Consider the following 21,723-nt stretch of genomic DNA (forward strand, 5'->3'; position numbering starts at 1 on the left):
TTCCTCAAGAAAATCAACAAGGAAACGCCCAAACACCTCCAACTGCATCTGATCGTGGATAACTACGCGGCGCACAAACACGCAAAAGTGAAGGCTTGGCTGGCGAAACATCCGCGTTTCCATGTGCACTTCACTCCGACCTCAAGCTCCTGGATGAACATGGTCGAGCGGTTTTTCAGGGACATTACTGTGTTCTTGCGCGACGGTAGTTTCTGCGTAACCGGCCGGTAAAGTCACCTACCTGATCCCAGCCATAAGGGCGATGTTCTGTATCCGTCCGGCCAAGTCATCTAGCCCGCTCAACAAAGCCAAGACATGGTGTGCACTTTAAAATACGTGGACACCATCGCCCTTATCGTCAGGATTGCCATGCGCCAACGAAGCTCTTATTCCAAATCTTTTAAAACCCAGGTCGTTCAGGAATGCCTGCAACCTGGCGTCTCGATCGCCAGCGTAGCCTTGCGGCACGGCATCAACGCCAACCTGGTTCGCAAATGGATAACCGCCTGATTGCGGCACAGCTCGAGAAGAGTTGGGAAGCGGCACTGCGGCGGGTGCAAGACTGCGAGGTGCGATTAGAGAGCATAAACACACCGATGTCAGGCGCCGACACTCCTGACTTTGTCGGACTAGCCAAAGACCTCCAGGCAGCATGGAACGCACCGGGCGTTACCATGCGCGCACGTCAGCAACTGACGCGCACTTTGATAGCCAATATTGTTGCCGATATTGACGAAGAGAATCGCGAAGTCATTTTGACCATTCATTGGCAGGGAGGTCAGCACTCACAGTTGCGAGTACGCAAGCCAAAATCAGGCGAGCATGGCTGTCGCACGCCAGATGAGGCGCTCGCGGTGATCGGCAGTATGGCAGGCCGATGGTCAGATCAAGACATTGCTGCGTCGTTGAACCGTATGGGAATGCGCTCAGGGCAGGCAATTCGTGGATGACTTCGATACGCGGCAGATCAGCAGATAGTGGCTTGCGTTTGCCACGGCGTGGAGCTGGAGCAACGACTTCTTCATCGGCATCCTCGACGGCGGGCATCGGTTCACTTTCGGGCTCGTTGAACAGCGCCAATTGCGGCGTGTTGGGCTCGACCGTTTGTTCGGACTTACGGCCAAATATACGGTCACGCAGCAACTTGATCTGCTCTTTCAGATCAACGATATGGGTCTGGTAAGCTTCTTTGACTTCCTGATCACGTGCACGCGCTTCGTACTTCTCAAGCAGCATCTGCTTGAGAAGCACTGGGTCATCAGGAAGGTTGTCAGGCATGGAAATCATGCCGCGGATTATGACCTTCAGGCGACAAATCTTGGAGTCAAAACCTGATAGGGGCGGTTACCCCACAGATCAAAACCGTCGAGTAACCTGTTCAATTCCTGGACGCTTAACACGATGGCCTCGTCGGTGGCATCGGGTGATGTTTTGAAACGTTCCGACTCTAGGCGCTTGAGCCAAAGGCAAAAGCCATTGCGCTCCCAATAAAGTATTTTCACTCGGTTACGGTGGCGATTCAGAAAGACAAAAAGCACGGGGTCGAACACGGCGACTTTAATATCAAGTTCGACCAAGGCGGCCAGGCCATCAATGGATTTTCGGAAGTCCACAGGCTTGGGGTAGAGGTAGACTTTTTCGACTTTGGCGTCGGGTCGCATCATGACGTGCTGGCTCCTGAGAGAATTCGGGAGTACAGCATCGGAGATCAGATGACGGCTTTGAATGTGGGGTTCATGGATCCCTTACGAACAAAAGATGATGTGAACGGCCAACCGGCCTGACGAAGATCCTGACCCGAAAATCGGCTTTTGAAGCCGCGTCAGTTTTAAGGATCGCCAGGCGCGACTCTCATCGTGGCGCGGGGCAAGCCCCAATTGGACGCCGGATAGATTTAAGCAAGCCAACCACTTCATCCGTTAATCAGTATTGCAAAAAATGGGGTGACCATAGATTTTCGGTCAGCGGCAACACTCTACTATCAGCCGCGAGCTTCGTCGTAATCGGTCCATCAATGGGGGTTACGTTGCCCACGTCGCATAAGCTCACACTCACGAGCACCGTACAGTTTGCCGCCCCGCCAGAAAATTGGTCATGGGCAATGAACGTTTCGAGCTGGTGCTTCATTTGCTTCGAGAACGCTTTTCTCCAGAACAAATCGCGGGCAAGCTGCGCGTCATGAAGATCAATTTCGAAGAAGCCTACGTTTGCCGGGAAACCATCTATAAAGCGATCTATGCGATGCCCGTCGGGGGAGTTGCGCAAGGACCTGGTGCAGTGTCTGCGACAAGGCAAGAGTACACGTGGACCGCGCTGGGGGCGTTGACCGTCGCGGCCAGATTCCCAATATGGTCAGTATTCATCTGCAGCCGCCGGAAGTTGAAGACCGTTTGATGCTGGGGCATTGGGAGGGCGACTTGATCAAGGGGAAAAACAACGCCTCGGCGGTCGGGACGCTCATTGAACGCTCCAGCGGCTATTTGATGCTGGTGAAAATGAATGACGCGACGGCGGCGGTCGAAGGGTTTAGCGCGGCGCTCAATGGCATGCCGCTGGCAGCTCGTAAAAGCATGACGTATGACCAGGGTAAGGAAATGGCCAAACACGCCGAACTCACTCAAAAGACGGGCATCGCTGTTTACTTTGCTGATCCGCACAGCCCCTGGCAGCACGGCACCAACGAGAACACCAACGGCCGTGTCCGCCAGTTTTTGCCTAAGGGAACCGACCTGTCCAAGTACACCCAAGAGGAGTTGGACAAGTTTGCGTATTTGCTGAACATCCGATCACGCAAGCGATTTAGCTGGCTTTGTCCGATCGAGGTATTCACTCAGCTGATGGGCTTGCAACATGAGGCTCCTATAGCCGTGTTGCGCTCAGCTCCTGCAACCGCCCTTCAATCGGGCACTTGAAGTCAACGCGTTTATGATGGCAAAGCTATTTATCCTGCGTGCTTGCCCTCATGTTTGGTGGCCAGTGCTTTCCGCTGTGAAAGCACTATTATGGCAGGAGTCCTCTAAATTAAATTCTGAAATCAGTCGTTCAAGCTCATAGTTTTCGTTTACCCAAGACACAACTACATGCGCGATAATGTGTTTCATGGGAATTCGATGTGTCGATGCTATTTTTTTCAGCGCGCAATGTAAATCAATAGGCAGTCGAAATATAGTTTTTTCCAGTCCGGTGATTTCAATACGGTGGTAGTGGATATTATGGAGAGCCGCTGCAGTACGTTTAGCGCCAATATTTTTTGACAAGGATTTTTTTAAGATCTTAAATTTAAAGCTTCCACCGAGATAGTCGACAAGCGCAACAATAAACTCCGCATTTGCACTGCGGTAATTTAATTTAGCAAGATCTTGCAATGCATCTATAAGCTCTGGCTGCATAATGGCAATAAACGGCTTGACTTTAGGCCCCAACGGACTTTCCACAGGTTAACTCTCCGGAAACTTGTTGTTTATTATACTAATTTTCATGATGCACACACAGAGTGTACTATTTCCTAAATAATTTTTCTGCGGCCTTGTCTACGCTTCTTCTTTCATTCCGCGCTGTGAGGAGCGTAAGTAACCCCCAACATATTGTTCTCAAACCAGAAGAGCAAGCCGTATGCTCGGCTGCGATCATCTGCGGGTGCCAGCGTCAAGAAGCGTCGCCGAGGACGTAACCCCGCCCTTTAGGCCGAAACGATCCGTCGCGTACTCGGCCGTTCACCGAGCCCAGTATTGGCGAACCCCGCTGAAACTGCCAAAGTATGGTCTATGCAGGCGGCGCCTCGCAAGGTAGTTGTTGCATAATCCGTAGTTTTATGCTGCTACTTTCAGTGTTGACAGCTCCCTCTCTGGATTGAGCGTGACGGCCCCGGCGGGCTGCCAGTTGCGCGTCACACCTGACCAACGATGTGGATGTTGATTACGAGCTTGCTGATACAGGGCATGACGCTTGGCCAAGATCTCTTGATCCTCGCCTCGATGACGCTACGCAGGGGTCACGAAACGGATGCGGCTGTGGCGGTGCTGATGGTTGTACCAGCGGATAAAATCACGCATCCAGCGGCGAGCCCCATCCACATTTGCAAAACCATTCGTGGGCCATTGCGGGCAATATCTCAGGGTTCTAAACAGCGATTCTGAGTAGGGATTATCGTTGCTTACCCGTGGTCGTCCGCGTGACGGGGTGATGCCCAAGTCGTACAGTTTGCTCAGCAACGTCACCGACGTTCATCGGCGCGCCGTTGTCCGAATGCAACACCAAGGGTCGCCCGGCGTAACCTTCGGCGAGTACGGTGCGCTGCATCAGTTGCGCCGCCAGCTCGTCGCTTTCTTGCTCGTAAACCTCCCAGCCCACGGCCTTTCGGCTGTAGATGTCCTCGATCAAATACAGGTAGTAGTACTTCCCACGTACCGGCGATGGCAAGTAGGTGATGTCCAAGACCAGACCTGATTGGCGATGGTTGCTCTGTGAGTAGTTGGCGCAGCATGTTTGTGCGGTATATGGCTGCGGCCACGTCGATGCTGCTGATTAGCCTCTTTGATGACTCGGTAAAAGGTCGCCCCTGAAGCTAGTGTGCAGTATCAGAATAAAGTCATTTTTCATCTTGGCTTTTCTTCATAAAAATCAGATGGATATGACCGCCTTGCGGGAACGTTTATTTCGAGATAGCACACTAGGTAACGGCCTTGATCGGCCAATATCGGGACGATCTGACTGGGCGGCAGGCTGACGAGTGGCGAGCTGTTGCAGACATCCAAAATAGCACAATGCTCCTGTTCACTTAGGGCATTGGGCTGTCGTGGGCGTAATGTGGTGGTGCGCACATCGGCCTGCATAACAGGTGTCAGGGCCCAGCGTTGCAGACTAGTCCGATCTCTGCGCTGGCGAGCATTTTGCGCGCACCAGAAGCCACCGCTAGGTTAAAACGCTCAAGGAGTTGTTGCCGTTCTGCCAGCGAGGTCAGACGTCCTCGCTGTCGTTTTCCCAGAAGGCATTCATCTTTTTTCGCAGTACCAGAATCGCGGCGGTTTCCGCCAACGCCTTGTCTTTGCGCCGCAGTTCGCGCTCCAACTCGGCAATACGTTTCTTGTCGGCACGAGCCTGTTCTCGCTCGGACTGACGCTGTGCCTGGGCTGAGAGCTGGCCACTGATGCAGGCCTGCCGCCAAGCGCTGATTTGCTCGGGGTCAAACCCTTGCTGCGACAGTATTCGCTGAGTTCGATCTCGCTCGGCGCGGCCGTGTGCAACACCGCTGCGAACTTGGCGTCGCCCGACCAATTATCGGCGCTGCTTTTATCTCCTGGCACCACTGCGCCTCCTGCTTTGAGCTTGGAACGCCAAGCATACAGGGTGGCTTGGGAGATGCTTATTGACGCGACAACTCGGCTACGGACATGTTTTGAGCGGGCAGTATAATTTGTTGATAAGGGCGGCTTTATGCTCAGGTGAATAGCTCGACATTGCAGGTCTCTTTTACGCCCCCGATCTATCGTTTTGATAAATCAGCTCATGCGACAACTAGCCTGACACCGGGGGACTCCCAAACACCTCCAGCGGCCCACCGGCCTGGTAAAGAACCTGTGTTGAAAATCGGCTTTTGAAGCCGATACACTTTTAAGGATGGCCGGGCGCGACTCCCATCGTGGCGCGGAGCGTGCTCCAACCAGACGCGGGATAGATTTAGGCAAGCCAACTAATCATCACTGATCAGTGTTGCAAAAAAGGAGGTGACCATAGACTTTTCAACTTTGGCGTCTGGACGCATCACGACGGTGCGGCTCCAGAGAGAGAGATCGGGAGCATAGCGTAAGGCTTTAATTGGTAGTTGGAGTGTGGGTTTTATGGCGCGCTTACGTTAAAAACACACAAATCCGTGCATACATAAAATTCTTGGGTGTACGCCACCGGAAGGTCAACAGCATTCCTGCCAAAGCCAATATCGAAGCTGAGAAAAAATTCCATGACGATCAACTGCAGCCCCTGCTGACGCAAGCCAAAGAGGGGAACCGGGATCTGTACTTTGTCGACGCGGCGCACTTCGCGCCTCAGCGCCTTTCTCGGTTACCTGTGGAGCTGTACCCGTATGTTTGTGAAAACACCAAGTGGACGACAACGCTTCAATGTATTGGGGCGTAACATACCATCACCAAAGAGCTCCACACGATCACGAACGATATACTTTCATCACGTCAGTGCAAGTGTGCCAGCTGCTCCGGGAGGTCGCCCAAAAGGCGACGCTCCCTGTCACGCTCGTTCTCGACAACGCACGGTATCAGCGATGTCATTTGGTAATGAATCTTGCGAAGGAGTTGGGCGTCGATTTACTGTTTCTCCCGCCATATTCGCCGAACCTCAATCTCATTGAACGGCTGTGGAAGCTCGTCAAGAAAGAATGCCTGTATTGCGTTTATCACGAAAATTTCACGCTATTTCAAAAAAGCATCACGACATTTCTAACGATCATGAATCATACGCATCAGGAAAAATTGCAGTCGTTTCTTACCCTAAATTTCCAGTTTTTTTCGCCGGAGCAATTTCAACACACCGCCTGATCTATCGCTATAGGATAAAGGGTTCGCATGTCGTCAACGCGGCCTCGAATGTCCCCTCCCATTTCCCGTCTGAAAAAGGGGACAGCGAATGGCGCTCATCGCTGTATGTAAACAACGCCAAACTCCAACTATCTTGATGGAAGTGGCGCAAGCGACATAAGGGAAATAGTCGGTCATCTCCCCCTTTCAATCGTATCCACGTAACAAAATTGGGTTTTTAAACCGTAGACTCCGCTGCATTCGCGGATACCACTCGCGCGTACTCGCGAAAGTCTCCGCCTGCTGGCGGAGAGCATCGTGAATTTGTGGCAGAATCTCGTTCCCACCACTTTGCGGATCGTATACCCAAGGTGCCATGCCCGTGGGCTGGCATAATTGACAACTTAAGGAAACCTCAACTGTGACCGCGCGCGGTATAGCTGTCGACCCGACCATAGACATCTTCAAAACGAACGATATCGTCTTCGCCCAGATAATCACCGCTTTGTACTTCGATCAAAACCAAGTCTATGACACCAGGGTTCTGCAAACGATGCCTGCGTCCTGCACGAATGAACGTCGATTCATTGGTGTTGAGCATTAGCTCTTCCTGGTCGTTTATCACCAAGGCCATCCCGCTGACGACAATCCAGTGCTCACTGCGGTGATGGTGCATCTGCAGGGAGAGAGAAGCCTGCGGCTTGACCACAATACGCTTGATCTTGAACCGCTCACCGTTTTCCAGTGTAGTGTATGTGCCCCACGGGCGATGGACTGTGCGATGCAGCAGATGCGCGGTATGGCTGCTTTCCTTCAACTGCTTGACGATATGCTTCACATCCTGAGCATAATTCTTGTGAGCGATCAGAACAGCATCGGGCGTATCTATGATGAGCAGGTCTTCGACGCCAACCAACGCGGTTAGCCGATCTTCGCTGCTTACGTAGTTGTTTCGCGAGCCGTGTGAAACGACCTCGCCTTCGAAACGGTTGCCATTTTCGTCTGGGGCGGTCAGCTCACTCACCGCATTCCATGAGCCGATGTCACTCCAACCGATGTCGCACGGGATGGTCGCTACCTTGGCGGAGCGCTCCATCAAGGCATAGTCGATTGAAATGTCTGGAACGCCAGCAAAAGCCTCTGGGTCAAGCGCAAGGCAACGGTATTTCTTGGCAGAGGTCAGGCGCGATTTTTCCAATGTATTGGCAACAGCTGCCACCACGTCAGGGGCGTGCTGCCTTAACTCTTCAAGGACAGTACCGACCCGAAAGCAAAACATCCCGGAGTTCCAGTAATAGTTGCCAGCACTGACATAATTCTCGGCAGTTTCAAGATTTGGCTTCTCAACGAAGCGCGCAACCTTCAGTCCACCGTTCAGCCGAGCGCTTTTGTCAGCCTCAATGTAGCCGAAGCCGGTCTCGGGATAAGTCGGTTGAATACCAAACGTGACTAACCAGCCCTCGGAGGCCAGTGCCATCGCCTTGACCACGGCAGCGGCAAAGGCTTTCTCATCCTGGATCAGGTGGTCGGCAGCCAAGACCAGCATGTAGGCGTCGGCACCATAGGTCTCTTCTAATTGAAGAGCAGCAGCGGCAACAGCAGCAGCGGTGTTACGCCCGAAGGGTTCGAGAATGAAACCTTGAGGATGTTTGGCAGCATTCACTGCGCCGTATTCATCCTCAGTTTTGAACAGAAGCTCACGATTAGTCACAGTGAGAACTTCAACCACCCCTTCCAGTCGAGATGCACGCAGGAAGGTTTTTTGAATGAGGTTCTGCCCATCCGGCAAATACATGAACGGCTTGGGATGAGCCTCGCGAGAAACCGGCCACAGCCGGCTACCTACTCCGCCAGACAAAATTACGGGAATCAATTCCATTTCAAAATCCTTGATCCTTCTTCAGGAATGTAAACACCCAAAGAGGTATGAGTTATATAACCGTGATCTAGACGCAGCTTTTACGACACGAAACACACAAAATGCGTATCGTGGAAAACTTTAGCCTGTCAAGAGATTCGCAGCACAGGTATGAGCGCTGATATTTGGGGAAGCATTCTACAGCTAGCGCTAGATTTTACTAATGTCTCGGGAGCGCCTAAAGCTATTTCCCAATGAATTCAGACAGGTAGCACAACATATTGATGCCAAAATAACATCAACCAATGCCTCCATCAATTTTCGGTTTACTAGAATCAGAACAGGACAACATGGCACCTTAGAAAAACCCCTATAGCTGCTGCAATCTTCGAAATGGATTCCACACGACAGGCTTCTCGGAAACCAAACTCCAGCCAGGACCTTTCAGGTAGCCCCGCTGGAGCGTCATCCTCAACTACCCGGTATCACCACCTCGAGGTTACGTTTCGCTAGCAGGTACTTCCTTTGCAAAACATTGCTCAGGGCCTTTTTCGCCTGATCTTCGCCATGCAACAGCCGCACCTCTGCTATTCGCTCATACCGGTGACAAAATCCACCAGCCCTTGCTGATCGGCGTGAGCGGAGTAGCCACCTAGGGTGGTAACGCCTGCGCTGATAGCAAAGCGCTTACTATCAAGCTCGACATATCCAGCCTTTGGACCATGGGCCTGAATCGTTGCGCCTGGCGTGCCTTTGGCCTGATAGCCGACGAACAGCACATTGTGCCTGCTGTCACCGAGCATGGCTTTCAGGTAGTTGACGATTCGACCACCGGAGCACATGCCGCTGCCCGCGATGACAATATCGGGTCGGCCGGTGCTGGCGAGGTAGTTGACCGTTTTCAGGTGCTTTGCGTGACTGTCTATGGTGATAAGTTGGTCGAAGCATAGAGGTAGACGGCAATTGTCTAATCGCTCCGTGGCTTCAGCATCCCAGAACTCATCAAGTTCCTGATAGACCTTGGTAAACCGGCTGACCAACGGTGAGTCGAGGATAATCGGCAGCTGAGGCCAGTTGATCGGCAGTACCCGGCTTTCTGGATATTGCTCAGACGCTGGACTTCCCGCAGCCCTCCCCTCGCTGTCTGAATCCTTACTCAGAAGTGCTTTACGGTGAAGGATGTTTTCGATTTCGTAGAGCAGTTCCTGGGTTCGCCCTATGCTGAACGCCGGTATCAATACGGTGCCATGGTCAGCCAGAGCCTTATCAATGACGTCTTCGAGCCCCGCTTGCCGTGTGCTGCGTTCTTCATGCAAGCGATCACCGTAAGTGCTCTCCAGCACAAGCACGTCTGCCCTTTCGGGTGATTTTTGGCTTGGTAGCAATGGGGTATGAGAGGCACCCAGATCGCCGGAGAAGACCACACGTCTATTGCGATTTTCGGCGGGGTATTCGATGTCGCATTCCACGTAAGCCGAACCGAGGATATGCCCGGCACGTTGCAGACGAACACGACAGGAAAGCTCTGGGGGTTGCGCCAGGCTGAACCACGTGCCGAAGGGAAGCGCGATCGTCCGCTGCTCGATGAGTTTGAGATAACGCTCAACCTGCTTTTCATCGCGGCCATGTTCGAGTTAAAACGCATCCTCCAACACCAGCGGTAACAGCTTGGCCGAAGGCTCGCTGCACAGAATCGGGCCTTTGAAGCCAGCGGCCAGCAGATTCGGGATACGCCCCACGGGATCGGCATGCACGTGGGTGATGATCAGGGCCTTGACGGTTTCTACGGAAAAATCGACAGCCATTGAGTTGGCGGCCACATTCCCTTGTTTATTTTCCTCCCCCTGGGACAAGCCGCAGTCGAAACAGACTGGTCACTGCATCCACTTGCAGCCGATGGCATGAACCGGTGACACCTCAGTGGCGCCGTGATGAATTATTTCCGGGTAGAGCATGAGAGCTCCTCTCGATATTGCTGAGTAAAAGACGATCTCCGCCGTATCCGCCCACAAAAAGCGCGCAAGCATAGCCGGACCCCACGCTTGGACGAGTCTTTAACGTTTTACAAATTCTTTCGGTGGTTATCTGAGGTTTCGCTTATCTGGTGAGAGCTGACGCGCTTAAGTGTCAGCAGGTTTTATGCGTGGGGCGGGAGGACACTGGCGAGCCATGGGAAGGGGACGGCTCGGGGATTTGGATGAGCGTTTTTTAGACGCTAGACATTTTGAAACTGTTCACAGGGGTAATCGCTGCGTATCGCGATTTACGTAGCGATTAAACACCGTCCGACTCAGACAGCTCTGATGGTTTTTTTGCTCTTTTTACTCAGGGACATGACCCAACCCAGAAAGGGGCCGATCATCATCCCGATCAACAAGGCCACAATCACGGGGACAGCTACCGACAGCTCTGGCGCTGACCAGCCGAGAAAGACCAGGGAAACGGTTTTTTGATTTTCCAGCACGAACACCACCGTCGCCAAAACGATCAGCAGGATGATTACAACCAACATTACGCGCTTAAAGTTCCACATCTGCCACTCCTTTTGTTGGAGGCGTTAGAGGCCCTCTTCTTCGTCTTCGTTGACCCGATCACGCAACTCTTTACCCGGTTTGAAGTGAGGGACGAATTTGCCGTCCAAGCTCACGGATTGGCCGGTTTTTGGGTTGCGCCCTACGCGAGGTGAGCGGTAGTGCAAAGAAAAGCTGCCAAAGCCCCGAATCTCGATGCGATCACCGGTGGCGAGGCATTGAGACATTTGCTCAAGCATGGTCTTGATAGCCAGCTCGACATCCTTGGATGAGAGCAGCCCTTGATGGGTAACAATTCGATCGATCAACTCCGACTTCGTCATATTTTTCCCTTCTTTTTCAAGCAGCTAGATAAGCGCTCCGAAGGTTTTAGCATGACTGGAAGGATTTGAACAGTCCGAGTATTGACTTACATGAAGGATGATTGGTGGACCGTGAAGTTCCCTTCATTTATGACATTTTCTGGTGCATATCCAGAGTTCAAACGGTCAATTACAGACCACAAGCATACGCCGGGTGAAATAGCCGGCCGGGTTCCACCCGAATGGATAGTCGTCCGGATCTTCTTTGACGTCGCTGGATTTGCTGAGGACTTTGAAGCCACCGGGGTTGCATACACGGGTCGCGCGGGCGTAGCACCTGTCCCAACTGGAGGTCATCCCGGAGCATTCGACCATCAATCCGCTTTGGCCACGTATTACTTTGGTTTTATGGGAGGTGGCACAGCCTGTGAGGGCGAGTATGGCGAGAACAATGATGATACGGCTCATGTATTTCCTTATGCGGGTCGAGTGCCCTGCGACAACTCGTAGATACGTCAGTCTAGCCGTGACTCGGAGGGCTTGTCTTGTTAGAAGACAGGAGGGGTGATGTGTTAATCGTACGTATCAATACCAGTCCAAAACTGACCCACCCTGCCGAAGTAAATGACCCACCACGACGGGTTTTAATTTGACGCGAAAGCCATGGTGCGTTTCATGGCGAAAACCACCTGCGGCAGGAGGTTGGCCAGGATTGAGGTGCGGCAGGTGGAGAGTGTTGGATGGTCTTCGCAGACGAGTCAGCTTCCACGCCCTCCGGGCAGAATCGAGACCCCGGTTGCAGCGCGACAATGCGTAAGCTGCTGCATATCGTTTATGTTGTGCTTAAGTCAGGGAAGCCGTTTGACCCTAAACTGACGCTTGCTCATTGAGGGTCAAGAGGGTATCTCCGCCCTCCGGGCAGAGGCTGGGACAGTGAGGGCAATGCTTTTGATGTGTATATAGGAGATTCTATGGTGGTGATCAAGCCATAATCGCTTATGTGGACTCATCCTCATTGCAAGCCCCTTCGCTTTGGCGCCCGTGCCGACCGCACACGTATATTCGGCCTCTAAATACGGCATCGTTTCGATGCGGGGCCATGATGGGCTATTCGCGCGACGGCTCCCGATCGCTTTTTCGTGCTTTTCGCACTTGGACATTCGAGGGTTTTGCCGACGCCGGTTCGACCGGTTTGCCATCGTTCAGGTTGCTTCGCAATCGTGGTTAAGAGTTGTTTTTCTCGTAGAACACGTCGGGTAAATAGATCAGGCCGCTGTCTGATTTGGTTGGTAATCAGTGCCTTGACGCAGCATCGCCCAAGCCGTACGTGCAGTTTTGTTGTCCAGCGCAATAGCGGCCACATTGGGATGCGATCGCTCGGCTAAACGAATGGCCCACTGGCTGAGTCGATCCTCTTTGGATTTGGCTGTGGGCAGCGCCGAGCGCTGCACCATGCACCATCAATGTTCGCAGATACGCATCACCGCGCTTGCTGATACCGAGCAGTCGATCCTTAGTGTCTTCACACCTATATTAGTAATTAGTACGACCTCGCCCCAACGGATTCCCCAGCCCATTCCCCAGCTCACGAACGCTCATCAGTAGTCCATCCATTCAGCCTTGAAGACGATACCGGCAACCAGCGCTACCTGCGTGCCAACGTACAACTTGTCGCCAGCTTCAAGACGGATCGGCGTGGACTCGCTGATGTTACTGAATGAAGTTTCAGGAATGGCTGTGGTGGTCGCCATCGTGTAGGCCGGAAGAAGCTCGGAGTCGATCGTCGAATAGACAGATGGAGTTGCCGATTTCGCCAGAAACAGAACCAGCGATGATACTGTGGCAGTTGCCCGAGGCAAGGCCATCAGCTTAGTGACAATGGAGCCATCCGCGCCGCCGTAGCTACAAGGACGGCACCTGTAACCGTACCAGTGCCAATCCCGCCAAGCGCAGCAGTGACTACCGCAGCTAACGACTTTGAAGTTTGTGCGTAGTGTGCGGTGAATGTCTTGGACATGATAACTCCTTAGAAAGAGAGGGCGACTGCGTGCATGGCTGCCAGCTGGGGGGGGGCTGATACCGGCTTGTTTACGTCGCGGGCGTTGTCTACGCTGCCCAGCCCGATATCGCCCTTGATCAGAACGACGACGCCGGTTTTCGCACTGACGCTGGTTACCGGCCCACTTGAAATTGAGGCTGCGGAGTTTGCAACGGAAGTAGCGCTATTGGCTGCGTTAGTTGCACTGGTCGAAGCTGCCGTCGCTTTAGTTGTTGCGGTGGTCGCCTGCGTAGTGCAGTCGATGCACTCGTCGATACCTCTGAAGCCTTGGTAGTTGCAGTGGTTGCCTGCGTATTTGCTGTGGCGGCGCTTGCAGCCAGAGGTTGCGCTTATAGCTGCGGACGCCTTTGAGACATCTGCTGCCATGGCGCTGGAAGATACCGAGAAGATAACGCTATTCATCTCAACCGAGAATGCTGGAAGTTGCGTTCCGAAGAACGTATCGGTATCGGTTTTGAACGTCGCTGCCGTGCGGTCAAGCACTGGTAATGGAGTTACTGGCATTAGCTACTCACCATTGGATAGGCGAGAAAAAATGCTGTCACTGGTGCCGGTGCCCGCCCCGAAAATAAGGCCTCCCGTTGCGTAGCCCGGAACCTTGAGCTCACCGTTTGCGACTGTTGTATCCCGAATGGCTGCTACGATCTGCCGGCGTTTTGCAAGGTAGTTGCCGCGTCAGCTGTGTTTTTATGCGGCTATTTTCAGTGTCGGCAACTCCCTTTCCGGATTGAGTGTGACAACGCCGATGGGCTGCCAATTGCGTGTCGCACCCGACCAGCGGTGTGGATGCTGATTGCGTGCTTGTTGATACAGCGCATGACGCTTGGCTAAGATCTCTTGATACTCGCCTCGATGACGCTGCGCCGGGGTCACGAAGTGGTTGCGACTGTGGCGGTGCTGGTGGTTGTACCAGCGGATAAAATCGCGCCCCCAGCTACGTGCCGCGTCCAAATCTGTAAAACCACCAGTAGGCCATTGCGGGCAATATTTCAGGGTTATATACAGCGATTCTGAGTAGGGATTATCGTTACTCCCCCGTGGTCGCCCTCGTGACCGAGTGATGCCGAGTTCGTACAGTTTGCTCAGCAGCGTCACCGATTTCATCGGTGCGCCGTTGTCCGACTGCAGCACTAAGGGCCGTCCGGCGCAGCGTTCGGTGAGGGCCGTGCGCTGCATCAGTTCGGCCGCCAACTCGCCACATTCTTACTCGTAAACCTCCCAGCCCACAGCCTTTCGGCTGTAGATGTCCTTGATCAAATACAGGTAGTAGTACTTCCCACGCACTGGCGATGGCAAGTAGGTGATGTCCCAAGACCAGACCTTATCGGCTGTGGTTGCGCGGTGAGTAGTCGGCGCAGCATGCTTGTGCGGTGCATGGCTGCGGCCACGTCGGTGCTGCTGATCAGCTGCCCTAAAGACGCGGTAAAAGGTTGCCTCTGAGGCCAGATAACGGCCTTGATCGGCCAGTATCGGGACGATCTTGCTGGGCGGCAGGCTGACGAATGGCGAGCTATTGCAGACCTCAAAATAGCGCAACGCTCCTGTTCACTAAGGGCATTGGGCGGTTGCGGGCGTAATGTGGTGGTGCGCACATCGGCCTGCATAACGGGTGTCAGGGCCCCGCGTTGCAGGTTGCGCAGCGACAGCCCGATCTCCGCACTCGGCGTGTTTCAAGGTACTTGTCGCATCAACCGTCTAACTATGCCGCTCTTTTCTCGTCCTGATCCTCCCGATCCGGGTTCAGCATCACCGTTCCTATTGGCTCCCAGTTTCGCGTCTGACCTGACCAGCGTTCCGGGTTCTTCTCCAGGGCTCGTTCGTACAGGTCATGCCGTCGAGCCAGGATCTGATGATCCACCCCGCGATGGCGCTCTGACGGCGTGACGAAGCGGATACGGCTATGCCTGTGTTCGTTGGTTGTACCAGCGCATGAAATCCCTCACCCAACCTCGTGCAGCGTCCAAACTGGCAAAGCCACCCTGCGGCCATTGCGGGCAGTATTTTAGCGTTCTAAACAGCGATTCCGAGTACGGATTATCGTTGCTCACCCGCGGTCGGCCGCGCGAAGGCGTGATGCCAGTTCGTACATCTTGCTCAACAGCGTCACCGACTTCATCGGCGCGCCATTGTCGGAGTGCAACACCAGCGGCTCGCGTAAACACTGCTCGCCGATCACGCTGCGTTGCAGTAACGCAGCGGCTTTCTCGCCGCTTTATTCTTCGTAGACCTCCCAACCCACGGCCTTGCGGCTGTAGATATCTTCGATCAAATTCAGGTAGTAATACTTGCCGCGTATCGGCGACGGCAGATACGTGATGTCCCACGACCACACCTGATTGGGCGCTTTGGCGGCATGCGTCGTCGGCGCCGCGTGCCGTCTGGGTCGCTGGCCACGGCCTCGATGCTGTTGTTGACCCGCCGCCCGCAAGACGCGATAAAACGTCGCTTCCGACGCCAGATAACGCCCTTGATCGGCCAGGCGCGGCACAATCTGGCTCGGCGGCAGATGGGCGTACTCGGGGCTGTCGCTCAGCCTCGTTCAGCGCATTACGCGGCGTTGGTCGCACGGCTGTTGTTCGAGCATCGGCCTGAACAGTCTGGGCCTCGGTCCAGCGTTGCAGGGTCCGCTGCGATAGACCGACCTCCTCGCAAGCCCTGATTTTCCTCGCCCCGGCGACGATGACTTCGATCAACCACGTCACGAGCAACTGCCGTTGCGGTAAAGACGTCAGTTGTCCTCGTTGTAGGTCCCCCAGTAGTCGTTGAGCTTTTTTCGAAGCACCAACAACGCGGCTGTTTCAGCGAGCGCCTTGTCTTTGCGATGCAGTTCACGCTCAAGGTCCTGGATGCGTTTCTTGTCTTTGCGAGCTTGTTCGCGATCAACCTTTTGCTGGGTCTGAACGGTTTGCTGGCCGGTGATACACGCCTGACGCCAGGCACTGACCTGTTCAGGGTAAAGGCCTTTGCGCCGGCAATACTCGCTCAGCTCGATCTGCGACAAGCTGGCGGTTTCAAGGACAACAGCGAATCTGGCTTCGGCCGACCAGTTCTCGGAGGGTTGCTTGTTTTCTGACACTGCGATTCCTTCAGCACTGACCTTCTTGCGCCAGTTATACAAAGATATCTCGCTAACCCCTTCGCGCCGAGAAACCTCGGCCATCGACAGGTTAAACGGGGGAAGCAGCATCTTCAGCAATGCGGCTTTGCGTTCGGGTGAATAATACGTCACGACCAGACTCTTTCCGCCCCCGATATGCTTTTTCAGGAAATTTCGCAGAGGCGACAACTATCCTGACACCGGGGGCACTGGCAATAGTTTTGCGTGCACCAGAAGCAACGGCTTGGCTAAAACGTTCAACGAGTTGTTGCCGTTCTGGCAGCGAGGTCAGACGTCTTCGCTGTCGTTTCCCCAGAAGGCATTCATCTTTTTTCGCAGCACCAGGATCGCGGCGGTTTCTGCGAGTGCCTTGTCCTTGCGCCGCAGTTCGCGCTCCAACTCGGCCACGGACATGTTTTGATGGGGGCCGCAATTTGTAGATAAGGGCCGCTTTACGCTCAGATGAATAGCTCGACATTACAGCTCTCTTTGAGGTCCCTGATCTATCGTTTTGATAAATCAGCTCAGGCGACAACTAGCCTTACACCGGGGGCCCGTTGGGCCATAACGTTTTTCTATGTTGCGGCACGTAGCGCAAACGACGGGCCCACATACTGCACGTTCGGCGGCTACCCGCAACTTGTGACCCGAAAAGGCGATGGAAAATAGAACGAAAAAGATGAGGAGGATGCACCGGGTAATAAGGTCATCTTGGGTAAGATCATTTCCTGAAACTCCCAGCGCCAGCGCATCTCCGAATGTCGAGCCAGAAGTGATTAGGGAAACAAACAGCCAGCAGCACAGTAGGATGGCTATCAGCGGGATGACTAGTTTGGTGCCGCTCCATAGGTCAACGGCGATACGAATTACGGTTTTCAATTTCGGGCCCGGGTTCTATATGGGTTTCGGAAATGGGATTTTATCTTAACCAAATTGCTGCGCGCGAACCAACCCTTCGAGAGCAAGAAAGCCTACCTCTGTGCGACATCCCGCTTTCCGGTTAAGCCTACTGAACGTCTGTTGCAGGCTGTCTCATGCGCATTATGTCTCTGGCCCTCAAGCATCCGGTGCTCATTTAGTAGGTGGAGCGACAGGTTCAGGCAGCGCCCGAAAGTTGGGCGAAGTACGGTGAGCACGATGTCACCCCCCGTGAACACGCCTAGGAGCTGCGTACCTATCTGGGCTTGCTACCGTTAGGGCTGTCGGACTTTATCGTATTGGTACGCGAGTTCCCCGACCTAGCCAAGCAGACCGACAAAGATCTGTTACTGGCCGCGCAGGCCCTGGAGAACCTGCGTCAGCAGCGGGTGATGGTGATCGAGCCTACTCCGAAACCGTGTCGAGTCTATCGCGCTTTGTAACAAGCCTGATGAGCTGCTGACCACCAAAGCGGGCAGCAACAGCACCTGGTTATGCGCTGGCCGCGGCTGGTGAGATGCCGACGACTCGCGCCCTGGCTTGTAGATCAAACCGTCTAGTTGCTATTCTTGAAAACGCTGACACCAAAGAGTGACCGAGCTCAGAGAGAGAGCCCAACCAAGCAGGCTACTTCACCCGCGAACAACCTTCGGCGGCCAACAGGATCACTCCGGCGCGACGGCCGTCACGCTGACTGATGGTAGCAGACCATGTACGGCGACTTAGCTCAGTGTGTTCTTCGGGACGCGGGACAATATCTTGGGTGCTCATCTGTTCGCCTCCAAGGATGTGATAACCAAGAAGCCGTAGCCAATTCTCCGAAGAATTCATTTTAAATGACCGCCCTCTAACGCATGTCCGCATAGGGCGTGACCGGTTCGATTGGCATTGACAGATTGCCTTGCCATTCATCGAATGTGTAACGCAAGTAGAGCATAGCGCGGCTTGGCGCATAGCCCTCGCTGTGCTGCCAGGCCACGCCACTACCGAGTACAATGTGGTCGGAAAGGCGGCGCTCGATCAAGCCTTGCAAACGCACACCGATGCCGCTGCTGCTACTTCCGACTTTGCTCAGGTTAGTGCTCTCGTCGATCTCCAGACCGGCCGCGCTGATCTGGCTGAGCAACTTTCCGGCCGGGCCATCCAGAGGATAAAGGTCGCTGCCGCGGGTACGGGACCAGGACCAGCCCACCGAGCTTTCCAGTGAGACCGACCAGTTCGGGTTACGCCAGGCATAATTGAGGGGCACGCCGATCGAGTAATACTGCTGCGGGCTGTAATAACCACCCTGCCCCAGGGTGTATTCGCTAAGGTCTTTGTCATAGCCCCAATACATCAGGGTCAGACCGGTACGCATGCGTTCGTCGGCGCGGTCGATAAGCTTATAGTAGTACCCGGCCATAGCCGAGCGACGCTGGTTGTCGACGACATTTTCGCCGCGCAGCCAATGGGCGCCGAAACTGGCCCAGACGCCGTCCACCCCTCCTTCGTCGTGGCTCAGGCTCAGGGTCACGCCGTTGGTAGTGACGCCGCCCCAGCGGACACCGGTCACCGGGGCGACCGCACCGGCGTAGGACACCACCGAGTTTGTCATCGGCCGACGCGATGCGGTCAACGTCCAGCCCAGGGACTTCCAGTCGCTGCTGTAGCTAACGCCACCCAACCAGTTGCCGACTTCGAAACCCTGCGGCGAGTGCCCCAGATCGAACGCCCACAGTGCATTCTTCCAACCCATCGCCAGGCTCGGACCGCTGGTGCTTTGCGAAGTACTGGGACAACCGTTGTGCACCAGCGTTCCGGTGGCGCGATCACGAAGCTGCACGGCGCAGGTGCCAAACGCTTCGCGGTGCAAACCGTCGGCGTCGGTGTCGTAGCGGCTGACCTGCAGATCGACCTGCTCGGCCTGCACAAAGCCCTGCCCCTGAGCGAGCGGCGCGTCAATGCGCAGGATAGTGGTCTGGGTCGTCAGGTCGGAAATCCCCGGCGACGTGTTGTCCGTGCGCCAGGCGAAGTCGTGATAGAGATTCACGGTCGGGTTCTGCTGTTGATACAAAGTATCGACATCGCTGCGCAGGCTACGCGGCATCCAGGTGTCGTTGTCTTTGGCGCGACTGGCCGTGGTCATGGTCATGGTCATGGTCATGGTCATGGTCATGGCAATATTGTCGCGGGGGCTTCCCTGCGCAAGCGTAATTAACCCGGCGGCGACCATGCTGCTGGCGTAATTATCCAGTGCCTGTTGTGGCTGCTCTTTGGCCATCAGGCGTGCGGCATCGCGATAGATCAACGGATCGGTCTGCGGCGTTTGCAGCATTTTCGCGAACAGCGCGCTGGCCTTGTCACGCTCACCCACGGCCGTCCAGGCATTGGCCAGCCGACGTTGCCAGGCGGCGCTCGGCGCTGCGGGCGGGGTGATTTTTTCCAGTACCTGATGCGCCCGTCCGGCATGGCCGCTGGCAATCAGGGTTTCGGCCAGGCCCAGTTGCGCCTCGGCGTTGTCCGGTTCGCGTTTCAAGACTTTGCGGTAGAAGGCTTCGGCCTGGACCTGATCGCCACGCTGGAAAGCCCAATCAGCCAGGGTCGATAGGTCATCGGTGGTCGGGTTGCGCGACAGCAAGGCAATGGCCTCGGGTTCGCGTCCGTTGTCACGCAACTTCCCGGCCTGCGCCAGCAGTTGGCGGCGCTGCACCCGAGCGGCCAGTTCGCGCATGTTGTCGGTCCAGGCTGGCGCCGGAATCTTTGCCAACGTCTGCAAGACATCGCCGTCGCGATTTTCGGTTGCCAGATACAAACCATGGGCATAGCGCGCCTCAGGGTTTTGGCCCTGACGCTCCAGCAGCTGGCGGAAGCTGTCATCGGCGTCCCGGGGCAGACCCAGCATGAGCTGAGCATTGGCCAGACGGTATGTCAGCCATGGATTGTCCGGGTCCAGTACGCGGATTTTTTTCAGCAGCACCACCAACTGCGCCCAATCGGCGCGTTGCGTGGCGGCGTCGGCTTGCAGGTTCAAGCGGGCAAGTTCAATGCTCTGGCGCAACGCGGTAAATTCGACCTGATTGGAGGCTGGCAGGGTATTCAAAAAAGCTTCGGCCTTGTCCGTGGACTGCGCCTGATACAACCGCACCAGCGCCCGCACCACGCTGCCATTGCCCGGCTCGACCATACGCGCCTGTAACAACAGCGGCTCGGCAGCGATATCGTCGGCTTCGGCGAGGGCAACATTGGCCAGCCCGATCAGTGAATCGGCATCCGTGGGCTTGAGCTTGCGCGACTGTTGATAGGCCTGGCGAGCCGCCGGGTAATCCTTGCGCTGCAATGCCTGATCACCTTTTTGCAAGAGCATCCAATTGCGGGTAGCGGCCAGCAAGTCCTGCCATTTGCTGATGAAGTCGGTGTCCTGTTCCTTGGCCAACGCAGTGGTGAACGCGTCGTACGCCTGTGGGTATTTGCTCTGGCGCATCAAGGCCGTGCCCAGCGCGCCATACAGGCTCGGGTCCTGGGGGTAGCGTTTCAACGCCCGGCGCAGCAGGCTTTCGGCGTTTGCGCTGTCGTTGGCGTTGCCCTTCTCCAGCAGCGCCTTGGCTTTTACTCCCGCCTGCCAGGCCGGGTCATCGAGCAATTGCTGCTGACTTTGCAGCTGTTTGTTGGCGTCGTTCTTTAGCGGCGAATAGGGGTAATAACTGGCGAATGTCTTCCAGGCGCGTGCACTGTCTGGCCCCACCGGCAATTTGATCAGGTAGCTGTATTCGCGCTCGGCGGCATTGTTGCTGGCTTGAGAGTCAGCGGCCAATTGATGCAGGACGACCAGCGCCTCGGCGGGACGATTCTCGGCGAACAGCAGCCCGACTAGGGTCTGGCGCAGCGCGGCGTTACCTGGGTATTGGCGGTCCAGGTTGCGCAGTTGTTCGATCACCGCCCCACGTTGCCCAGCAATGTTACTGCGCGCACCCCAATATTCAAGGGCGCTGACCAGGTCCGGCGGCTCGCTGCCGAACAATTGTTCATAAGCCTTGGCCGCTTCCTCGAAGCGCCCGGCAGCGGCCAGCAGTCGCGCTTGTTGCAACTGACGCTGACCGTCCACGCCTTGCAGTTTGATCAGCGCCACTGCCTGACGCAGCGCTGGCGAATCGGCTGACTGCTGGCTCAGTTGGGTCAGCAATTGTTCGGCCCACGGTTGATTTTTCTGGGCCAGAGCCTGACGAATTTCAGCCACCAGCACCTGCGGGTGATTGGGGGCGATCAGTTGCAGGCGCGCCAGAGAATCACGCGTCAGATCATCCCGTGATAGCGCCTCACCAATGCGCATCTGCTCCACCAGCCACTGCTGTTGCTCCGGCTGAGTAAGCGGCTGCGCACCCACCGTGGCCGCCCATAAACAGCTCAACAACGGTCCGCTCAGCAGCATCCACCGCATCGCAAGCCTGTTCCGCA

General features: G+C 55.1%; 12 protein-coding genes and 12 pseudogenes. 6 read left to right on the forward strand and 18 right to left on the reverse strand.

The features are described 5' to 3' along the window. Both K0F75_RS21820 and K0F75_RS25935 read left to right on the forward strand, forming a co-directional pair. A pseudogene (locus K0F75_RS21820) lies at positions 1 to 213 on the forward strand (transposase); the annotation flags it as partial. A 156-nt stretch (positions 214 to 369) separates the two neighbouring features. After that, complete coding sequence (locus tag K0F75_RS25935; RefSeq protein ID WP_257604461.1) at positions 370 to 510, forward strand: transposase; 141 nt, start codon at positions 370 to 372, stop codon at positions 508 to 510. 423 nt (positions 511 to 933) lie between these two features. Here K0F75_RS25935 and K0F75_RS21830 read toward each other — a convergent pair. Continuing rightward, a pseudogene (locus tag K0F75_RS21830) lies at positions 934 to 1,287 on the reverse strand (transposase); the annotation flags it as partial. Positions 1,288 to 1,304: 17 nt separating this feature from the next. Beyond that, the gene (tnpB, locus tag K0F75_RS21835; protein WP_257604462.1) at positions 1,305 to 1,664 is read right to left on the reverse strand and encodes an IS66 family insertion sequence element accessory protein TnpB; all 360 of its coding nucleotides are present in this window, start codon (positions 1,662 to 1,664) and stop codon (positions 1,305 to 1,307) included. Between the two features lie 301 nt (positions 1,665 to 1,965). On the opposite strand from tnpB, the pseudogene K0F75_RS21840 reads away from it, so the two are divergent. Beyond that, positions 1,966 to 2,912: pseudogene (locus tag K0F75_RS21840) on the forward strand (IS30 family transposase); the annotation flags it as partial. A 48-nt stretch (positions 2,913 to 2,960) separates the two neighbouring features. On the opposite strand, the gene K0F75_RS21845 reads toward K0F75_RS21840, so the two are convergent. From K0F75_RS21845 to K0F75_RS21860, 4 genes and pseudogenes are all read right to left on the reverse strand, one after another. Then, a complete protein-coding gene (locus K0F75_RS21845; RefSeq protein ID WP_219064055.1) occupies positions 2,961 to 3,434 on the reverse strand; it encodes a hypothetical protein in 474 nt (157 codons plus the stop codon). 375 nt (positions 3,435 to 3,809) lie between these two features. Beyond that, positions 3,810 to 4,568: pseudogene (locus K0F75_RS21850) on the reverse strand (transposase); the annotation flags it as partial. A 105-nt stretch (positions 4,569 to 4,673) separates the two neighbouring features. After that, positions 4,674 to 5,457, reverse strand: a pseudogene (locus tag K0F75_RS21855) (transposase); the annotation flags it as partial. A gap of 378 nt (positions 5,458 to 5,835) precedes the next feature. Beyond that, the gene (locus tag K0F75_RS21860; protein WP_219064056.1) at positions 5,836 to 6,033 is read right to left on the reverse strand and encodes a hypothetical protein; all 198 of its coding nucleotides are present in this window, start codon (positions 6,031 to 6,033) and stop codon (positions 5,836 to 5,838) included. An 83-nt stretch (positions 6,034 to 6,116) separates the two neighbouring features. On the opposite strand from K0F75_RS21860, the pseudogene K0F75_RS26345 reads away from it, so the two are divergent. Continuing rightward, positions 6,117 to 6,350 (forward strand): annotated as a pseudogene (locus K0F75_RS26345) (transposase); the annotation flags it as partial. Positions 6,351 to 6,367: 17 nt separating this feature from the next. After that, the gene (locus tag K0F75_RS25940; protein WP_257604463.1) at positions 6,368 to 6,685 is read left to right on the forward strand and encodes a hypothetical protein; all 318 of its coding nucleotides are present in this window, start codon (positions 6,368 to 6,370) and stop codon (positions 6,683 to 6,685) included. Positions 6,686 to 6,942: 257 nt separating this feature from the next. Here K0F75_RS25940 and K0F75_RS21870 read toward each other — a convergent pair whose 3' ends face one another. From K0F75_RS21870 to K0F75_RS21920, 10 genes and pseudogenes are all read right to left on the reverse strand, one after another. Next, complete coding sequence (locus tag K0F75_RS21870) at positions 6,943 to 8,406, reverse strand: mannose-1-phosphate guanylyltransferase/mannose-6-phosphate isomerase (protein ID WP_219064058.1); 1,464 nt, start codon at positions 8,404 to 8,406, stop codon at positions 6,943 to 6,945. Between the two features lie 450 nt (positions 8,407 to 8,856). Continuing rightward, positions 8,857 to 10,340: pseudogene (locus K0F75_RS21875) on the reverse strand (MBL fold metallo-hydrolase RNA specificity domain-containing protein). Between the two features lie 335 nt (positions 10,341 to 10,675). Beyond that, positions 10,676 to 10,918, reverse strand: coding sequence for a lipopolysaccharide assembly protein LapA domain-containing protein (locus tag K0F75_RS21880; protein WP_219064059.1), 243 nt, complete (start codon positions 10,916 to 10,918; stop codon positions 10,676 to 10,678). Positions 10,919 to 10,942: 24 nt separating this feature from the next. After that, positions 10,943 to 11,239: an integration host factor subunit beta gene (ihfB, locus tag K0F75_RS21885; RefSeq protein ID WP_219064060.1), complete on the reverse strand. Its 297-nt coding sequence runs from the start codon at positions 11,237 to 11,239 to the stop codon at positions 10,943 to 10,945. A 165-nt stretch (positions 11,240 to 11,404) separates the two neighbouring features. Beyond that, complete coding sequence (locus K0F75_RS21890; protein ID WP_219064061.1) at positions 11,405 to 11,686, reverse strand: hypothetical protein; 282 nt, start codon at positions 11,684 to 11,686, stop codon at positions 11,405 to 11,407. Between the two features lie 1,130 nt (positions 11,687 to 12,816). Next, a complete protein-coding gene (locus tag K0F75_RS21900) occupies positions 12,817 to 12,969 on the reverse strand; it encodes a hypothetical protein (protein ID WP_219064062.1) in 153 nt (50 codons plus the stop codon). A 275-nt stretch (positions 12,970 to 13,244) separates the two neighbouring features. Continuing rightward, positions 13,245 to 13,781 (reverse strand): hypothetical protein, encoded by a 537-nt coding sequence (locus K0F75_RS21905; protein ID WP_219064063.1) that lies wholly within the window; start codon positions 13,779 to 13,781, stop codon positions 13,245 to 13,247. Between the two features lie 183 nt (positions 13,782 to 13,964). Continuing rightward, positions 13,965 to 14,938: pseudogene (locus K0F75_RS21910) on the reverse strand (IS3 family transposase); the annotation flags it as partial. Between the two features lie 38 nt (positions 14,939 to 14,976). Then, positions 14,977 to 16,506: pseudogene (locus K0F75_RS21915) on the reverse strand (IS3 family transposase). A 79-nt stretch (positions 16,507 to 16,585) separates the two neighbouring features. Beyond that, positions 16,586 to 16,782, reverse strand: a pseudogene (locus K0F75_RS21920) (IS3 family transposase); the annotation flags it as partial. 674 nt (positions 16,783 to 17,456) lie between these two features. Between K0F75_RS21920 and K0F75_RS25945 the strand changes: the two are divergent. Beyond that, positions 17,457 to 17,787 (forward strand): annotated as a pseudogene (locus K0F75_RS25945) (DUF4158 domain-containing protein); the annotation flags it as partial. A gap of 71 nt (positions 17,788 to 17,858) precedes the next feature. Here K0F75_RS25945 and K0F75_RS21925 read toward each other — a convergent pair. Together K0F75_RS21925 and bcsC are read right to left on the reverse strand one after the other, a co-directional pair. Further along, positions 17,859 to 18,063 (reverse strand): annotated as a pseudogene (locus K0F75_RS21925) (IS630 family transposase); the annotation flags it as partial. A 76-nt stretch (positions 18,064 to 18,139) separates the two neighbouring features. Further along, positions 18,140 to 21,706, reverse strand: coding sequence for a cellulose synthase complex outer membrane protein BcsC (gene bcsC / locus K0F75_RS21930; protein WP_219064064.1), 3,567 nt, complete (start codon positions 21,704 to 21,706; stop codon positions 18,140 to 18,142). Positions 21,707 to 21,723 lie beyond the last annotated feature (17 nt).

The sequence above is a fragment of the Pseudomonas sp. UMAB-08 genome (assembly GCF_900095225.1).
GTDB lineage: Bacteria > Pseudomonadota > Gammaproteobacteria > Pseudomonadales > Pseudomonadaceae > Aquipseudomonas.

Excerpts from the sequence above, each read along its gene's own strand:
- K0F75_RS21905 (WP_219064063.1), bottom strand. The coding sequence starts at position 13,781 with ATGCCAGTAACTCCATTACCAGTGCTTGACCGCACGGCAGCGACGTTC.
- tnpB (WP_257604462.1), bottom strand. The coding sequence starts at position 1,664 with ATGATGCGACCCGACGCCAAAGTCGAAAAAGTCTACCTCTACCCCAAG.
- bcsC (WP_219064064.1), bottom strand. The coding sequence starts at position 21,706 with ATGCGGTGGATGCTGCTGAGCGGACCGTTGTTGAGCTGTTTATGGGCG.
- ihfB (WP_219064060.1), bottom strand. The coding sequence starts at position 11,239 with ATGACGAAGTCGGAGTTGATCGATCGAATTGTTACCCATCAAGGGCTG.
- K0F75_RS21900 (WP_219064062.1), bottom strand. The coding sequence starts at position 12,969 with ATGGCGACCACCACAGCCATTCCTGAAACTTCATTCAGTAACATCAGC.
- K0F75_RS21870 (WP_219064058.1), bottom strand. The coding sequence starts at position 8,406 with ATGGAATTGATTCCCGTAATTTTGTCTGGCGGAGTAGGTAGCCGGCTG.
- K0F75_RS21880 (WP_219064059.1), bottom strand. The coding sequence starts at position 10,918 with ATGTGGAACTTTAAGCGCGTAATGTTGGTTGTAATCATCCTGCTGATC.
- K0F75_RS21890 (WP_219064061.1), bottom strand. The coding sequence starts at position 11,686 with ATGAGCCGTATCATCATTGTTCTCGCCATACTCGCCCTCACAGGCTGT.
- K0F75_RS25935 (WP_257604461.1), top strand. The coding sequence starts at position 370 with ATGCGCCAACGAAGCTCTTATTCCAAATCTTTTAAAACCCAGGTCGTT.